Source organism: Streptomyces sp. 8N706 (assembly GCF_052245415.1).
Taxonomy (GTDB): Bacteria; Actinomycetota; Actinomycetes; order Streptomycetales; family Streptomycetaceae; genus Streptomyces.
Map to the genome: position 1 here is coordinate 1 of NZ_JBQQBW010000199.1, position 5695 is coordinate 5695.

The following is a 5695-nucleotide window of genomic DNA, read 5'->3' on the forward strand; positions in this document are numbered from 1 at the left end:
GCCACGTCCACGTAGGCGGAGCGGCATTCGGGGGCCTCGGGCATAGAACGCCACGCGATCAGGAGGGCGGCGGCGGTGACGACCAGGCCGAGCCCGTAGGCGGCCCGTACCCCGCCGAGCTCGGCGAGCAGTGCGGCCAGCGGGTAGCCGACGCCGGCCCCGATGATCGAGACCACCGAGATCAGGGCGATCACGGCCGCGCTGCGCTCCTCGGGGAGGTGGTCCCGGGCCACGCCCATCATCAGCGCCGTCGGCCCGAGCCCGACGCCCTGGGCCGCCCTGCCGGCCAGCAGCCACGCGAACGGCAGCGGCAGCACGGTGAGCGCGCTGCCGGCGACGACGACCGCCAGCGTGGCGAGGATCGTGGCCCGCCGGTGCGGGCCGGCTCCGAGCCGGCCCAGGACCGGCGTGGCGACGGCGCCGCTGAGCAGCGCGACGGTCAGCGTCCACTGCGCGCTGCCGAGCGAGACGTGGAACGAGGTCGCCACGCTGGTGATGAGCGGCGCCCCGAGGCTGGCGACCGCCGCCACGACCAGAGCGATGAACATCAGGGCGGGGACCAGCAGCCGCGCCTCGGAACGCGCCACCGGGAACGCCTTCACCGCGACCCCGCCGACCGGCTGCCCGGTCACTGCTTCGGCCCTTCGCGGTCCTGGCTTTCGAGCTCTGCCAGATGCTTCAGCGCCGGAAGGGCCGCCACCAGCGCCTCGACCTCGTCGCCGGTGAGCTCGCCGATCAACCGCTCGAACGCGTGGACGCCCGCCTGGCGCCGCCTCCGGACATAGGAGGCGCCGGCCTCGGTCAGGCACACCAGCGTGACCCGCTTGTCGGACGCGTCGCCCCGCCGCTCGACCAGGCCGGACTCCTCCATCACCCGGACCAGGGCGGTCATCGCGGGCTGGGTGACGCCCTCGACCGCGGCCAGATCGGTGATGCGCCGCGGGCCGGTCCGGTCCAGGGTGGCCAGGGTGGCGGCGGACGTCAGGCTCATGTCCCGGGGCAGGCGTCTCGCGGCCCTGGTGGCCAGGCCGTAGAGGGCTGCCCCGATGGCGGCGGACGCGCCAGGAGCGGTGTCTTGACGACTCATGCTCGAAACATAGCATTTTTATATTCATAGTTTATGGAAATGGGACTGGCGCGGGCGGCCTCGATCCGCACCCGCGACGGCGGCCGGCCATCGCGCTCGGTGACGCGGCCGGAACCTGCCGCGCCCGTCGACCAGGAAGTGCTCGTCCAGCACCTCCGGCGCGTGGTGGGCCATGGCCGTCTCAGTGCCCGGCGATAGAATGGCGGCCCGCGCGCCCGCCCACGGCGTTCCAGCAGTACCTCGACAAACGAGGACTGCCCCGGCCCCTGTGGTGGAGGCAGGGTAAATGACCCCGAACCTCAAGATTCCCGACAGAGTCGCTCAACTTGACTGCCGCTGACGAGGTCAGCGCCGACTGTCTCCAGGGGCAAGCAAGCTGGTGACCTCGGCGATTGGCTCCGCCGAGGGATGGAAATAGCGCCGTACGTTCTCCGGCTTCTTGTGCCGTGACTTGGCCATAAGCATTGGCAGGCTGGCTCCGGCCTCGCCGAGATGAGTGAGCCCGGAGTGGCGCCATTCGTGCAGGTCCCAGCCCGCGCCCTGCACGCCGGCGAGTGCCGTATGAGCGTCGAGCATGGCGCGAGCCTGCCCGTACGACAGCCGCGCGAGTCCGGTGTCCGGGCAGACGTCGCGCGGGCTGACGACCTTGCCGGGGCCCGGCTTGCGGTGGGTGACGAACACCGGCCCGCGGGTGCGGCCCTTGATCAGGCGGGGCAGAAGACGTGCGGTGCCGGCGTCCCAGAACACAGTGTGGAATCCACCCAAGGCGCGAACCGCGTTTCCGCAGGTGAGGGAATTCCGTCAGTTTTACGACAACAGGCGAAGGGATTTCCACCACACAACCGGTACGGCGCGACCTCCGCGTGTCGGACAGGGCCCCTCCGGCCTATCGCCACCGCTTTCATCGCCGGAACCCCGCGTCGGCGGGAGGACAGGGTTCCGAGGCCGATTTGCCGACGCCGGGCGGAACACCCCAGCGTCGGCGGGGAGGACGAGTTCGCGGTGGACCGGGAGAGCCCGCGTCGGCGCGGAGCAGTGCGCCCAGACGTCCACGTGGTGCGGGGCATCGAGGCGATCCCCGCGCGTGCGGGGAGCAGTCAGCCAGCTCTCGCGTGCTGGGCAGTTTGTCGGGACCATCCCCGCGCCTGCCGGGAGCAGAGCCACGACCCGAGCCCCACCCCGGGAGCAGCCCTGGCCACCTCCTACCTCCCGCTCAGCCTCGGGGCCATCCCCGCGCGTGCGGGGAGCACCCCGCCTGGTGACGGGGGAAGCTTGCTAGCCGGGGCCATCCCCCGCGCGTGCGGGGAGCAGTCGGCCATACGATCCCCCATCGGTTGTTTGGTGGGGCCATCCCCGCGCGTGCGGGGAGCAGTTGATCGTCCACCCGGCGAGCCCCGGCGAGTAGGGGCCATCCCCGCGCGTGCGGGGAGCAGAAGAGCGCCGGATTCGGCGCGTCAGGGCCTGGGGGGCCATCCCCGCGCGTGCGGGGAGCAGACTGTGCGACCTGCGCTCTTACTGATGGCGAGCGCTGGTTTTGAGTAGTTTCACTGATTGCCGCCAATGGTGCGAAGCGGATATGGTTGTTAGATCCGTGATGGGCCGGGGCTGTGCACGGTACCCGCCTCGGTGGGTCCGTGGGCAACACGGTGTACCAGCAGGAGGACACCGACCCGTTTCTGTGTAGCACGGGATGGCCGGCCGGGGCTGAGTCGAGTGGGCTGTTTCTTCAATAGAGGTCCCGGAGCATGGGGTTTGCCTGTATTGATACTTGGCATGGCGGGTGAGGGGGGGTCCCGAACGGGGCTGGGGGGGCCGGCTTGTAGGGCTGGTGCGGAACGTGTGGGCCAAGCATGACCGGGATGGCGACGGTTGGCTGCCCTTGTGGCGGCATATGGAGGACGCCGCTGCCGTGGCGGGGCTGTTATGGGATCGGTGGCTGCCGGCGAACGTGCGGGAACTCATAGGTGAGACGCTGCCAGCGGGGACCGCGGATGCCCGGCTCCTGGCGGTGTGGTTGGCCGCTGTGCATGACATCGGGAAGGCCACTCCGGCTTTCGCCTGTCAGGTCGATTCGCTCGCTGACCGGATGCGTGCGGTGGGGCTTGAGATGGCGACTCGGCGGCAGATGGGGCCGGATCACTCGCTGGCTCCGCATGGGCTGGCGGGGCAGGTGCTGCTGGGGGAGTGGCTTGAGGAGGGACACGGCTGGAGTGGCCGGGAGGCGGGGCAGTTCGCCATCGTGGTTGGGGGCCACCATGGTGTGCCGCCGGACCACCACCAGCTCAAGGACCTCTACGACCATCCGGAGCTGCTGCGCACTCCTGGGCCTTCACGGCCCTTGTGGCGGCGGATGCAGGGCGAACTCCTTGATGCGTGCGCGGACGAATTTGGGGTGCGTGAGCGACCGGATGTGTGGCGGCGGGTGAAGCTTCCGCAGCCGGTGCAGGTGCTCCTTACTGCGGTGGTGATCGTCGCTGACTGGATCGCGAGCAATCCCGACCTCTTCCCGTATTTCCCGCAGGCGGCATCCCAGACCGGTGATGAGCGGGTGGCCGCGGCCTGGCGGGGGCTGTGCCTGCCGCCGCCCTGGCGTCCTGATGAGCCGCCTGCGGATGTGCAGGAGTTGTTCGCTTCCCGGTTCGAACTGCCGCCGGGGGCGGAGCCCAGGCCGGGCGGTGGAGCTGGCGCGGGCCATGCCCGAGCCGGGCTTGATGGTGATTGAGGCGCCGATGGGGGAGGGGAAGACGGAAGCGGCTCTTGCCTCGCTGAGATTTTCGCGGCTCGTTCGGGCGCGGGAGGGGTCTTCTTTGCGCTGCCCACGATGGCTACAGGAAATGCGATGTTCCCTCGCCTGCTGGAGTGGCTTGAGCATCTGCCCGCTGGAGAGGGCAGGCGGTTGTCGGTGCTGCTGGCCCACTCCAAGGCGGCGCTGAATGAGGAGTTCGCCGATCTGGAGAGGGCGAGTCGGCAGGCGATCGCCGCCGTCGCCGTGGACGCCGCCAACGACCCGGTCGAGCAGTGGCGCCCCTCGCCCGAGAAGCGGGCGGCACCGGCCGAGCTGGTTGCACATCAGTGGCTGCGGGCCGTAAGAAGGCGATGCTGTCGTCCTTTGTCGTGGGTACCGTCGATCAGCTGCTGTTCGCCGGGCTCAAGAGCCGCCACTTGGCCCTGCGCCACCTCGCAGTGGCGGGCAAGGTCGTGGTGATCGATGAGGCGCATGTCTACGACACCTACATGAGCGTTTACCTGGACAGGGTGCTGTCCTGGCTGGGCGCCTACGGGGTGCCAGTGGTCGTGCTCTCTGCCACCTTGCCCGCTGCCCGGCGGCGACAGCTGGCCGAGCGTATGCGGGAGCCCGGGCGGGCGCCACGGAATTCGACGTCTTGGCCGACGCCGACGCCTACCCGCTGTTGACGGCAGTGGCGCCGGGCGCGGGACCTGTCCTGGCACATCCCGGGGCCAGTGCGCGCGGTGGCGAGGTGCAACTCGAGCGGCTGGATGACGACCTGGACTGTCTTGCTGACCGGCTGGAGGCTGAACTCGATGGGGCCGGCTGTGTCCTGGTCGTCCGCAATACGGTCAAGCGGGTTCTGGAGACCGCCCGGGTGCTGCGCGCGCGGTTCGGCGACAAGCACGTGACCGTGGCCCACTCGTGCTTCCTCGACGTGGACCGGGCGGCGAAGGACGCCGACCTCCTGGACCGTTTCGGGCCGCCCGAGAAGGCAGGTGACCGGCGCCCGGAGAAGCCGCACATTGTCATCGCCAGTCAGGTCGCTGAGCAGTCCCTCGATGTCGACTTCGACCTGCTGGTCACCGACCTGTGCCCGATCGACCTGCTGCTCCAGCGGATGGGACGCCTCCACCGCCACCAGCGCTCACGCCCCGAGCGGCTTCGGACCCCGCGCTGCCTGATCACTGGCGTCGACTGGAGTGCCGACGTGCCCGCTCCGGTGCGGGGGTCGGTCGTCGTGTATGGCGAGTACGCGCTGCTGCGTTCGACAGCCGTGCTCCTGCCGCATCTGGACTCCCTGACCAAGCCGGTAGGGCTCCCCGAGGACATCAGCCCGCTGGTGCAGGGCGCCTACTGGGACGGTCCGGCCGGGCCCGAGACCTGGTCAGGGACGCTGGCCAAGGCGCGGAAGCGGCATGAGGAGCACCGCAGGGACCAGGCCGAGCGGGCCGAGCATTTCCGCCTCGGTGAGGTAGGCCGGCCGGGGCGGCCGCTCTTCGGCTGGATCGCGGCCGGTGTCGGCGACGCGGATGACACCCGGGCCGGGCGGGCCCAGGTCCGGAAAGCGGCAAGGTGTACCCGTTGGGCGTCGGCTGGGCGGGCACGCTCGGCGGCGTCTTCGCCGAAGGCGACACCCTGCGCGAGACCCTGCTCCTCAACCTGGTTGCCTCCGATACCTCCGGCCTGCGGTTCGGCGAGGATGACCGCCCCGCCTGGCGGCGTGAGCCGTGCGGGCCGGAAGCTGCCGAGCGCGATCTCGTGGAGCAACGGCCATCGGGCGTGCGGGATCTGTACACCTGGCAGACGCGGCGGTTGCGGTTGCACTTTGACACTGCCGGGGTCCACGGTGTCGTCCTGGGTTACGGTGACCCGCTGGC

Annotated in this window: 2 protein-coding genes and 3 pseudogenes; 2 read left to right on the top strand and 3 right to left on the bottom strand. The window is 70.3% G+C overall.

The genetic code is table 11. From position 1 onward, the window contains the following. The 3 genes and pseudogenes from ACTWQE_RS33435 to ACTWQE_RS33445 form a co-directional block, all read right to left on the bottom strand. Positions 1 to 632: MFS transporter (locus tag ACTWQE_RS33435; RefSeq protein ID WP_443332854.1), on the bottom strand; the 632-nt coding region annotated here is incomplete at its 3' end. Then, the gene (locus ACTWQE_RS33440) at positions 629 to 991 is read right to left on the bottom strand and encodes a MarR family winged helix-turn-helix transcriptional regulator (RefSeq protein ID WP_443332855.1); all 363 of its coding nucleotides are present in this window, start codon (positions 989 to 991) and stop codon (positions 629 to 631) included. The genes ACTWQE_RS33435 and ACTWQE_RS33440, both read right to left, overlap by 4 nt. A 441-nt stretch (positions 992 to 1432) precedes the next feature. Continuing rightward, a pseudogene (locus ACTWQE_RS33445) lies at positions 1433 to 1837 on the bottom strand (site-specific integrase); the annotation flags it as partial. A gap of 1141 nt (positions 1838 to 2978) precedes the next feature. Between ACTWQE_RS33445 and cas3 the strand changes: the two are divergent. Both cas3 and ACTWQE_RS33455 read left to right on the top strand, forming a co-directional pair. Next, positions 2979 to 5379, top strand: a pseudogene (gene cas3 / locus ACTWQE_RS33450) (CRISPR-associated helicase Cas3'); the annotation flags it as partial. After that, positions 5379 to 5695: pseudogene (locus ACTWQE_RS33455) on the top strand (type I-E CRISPR-associated protein Cse1/CasA); the annotation flags it as partial. The pseudogenes cas3 and ACTWQE_RS33455, both read left to right, overlap by 1 nt.

What these genes read in the sequence shown, in the direction of transcription:
- ACTWQE_RS33440 (WP_443332855.1), bottom strand. Translation starts at nt 991, where the DNA reads ATGAGCCTGACGTCCGCCGCCACCCTGGCCACCCTGGACCGGACCGGC.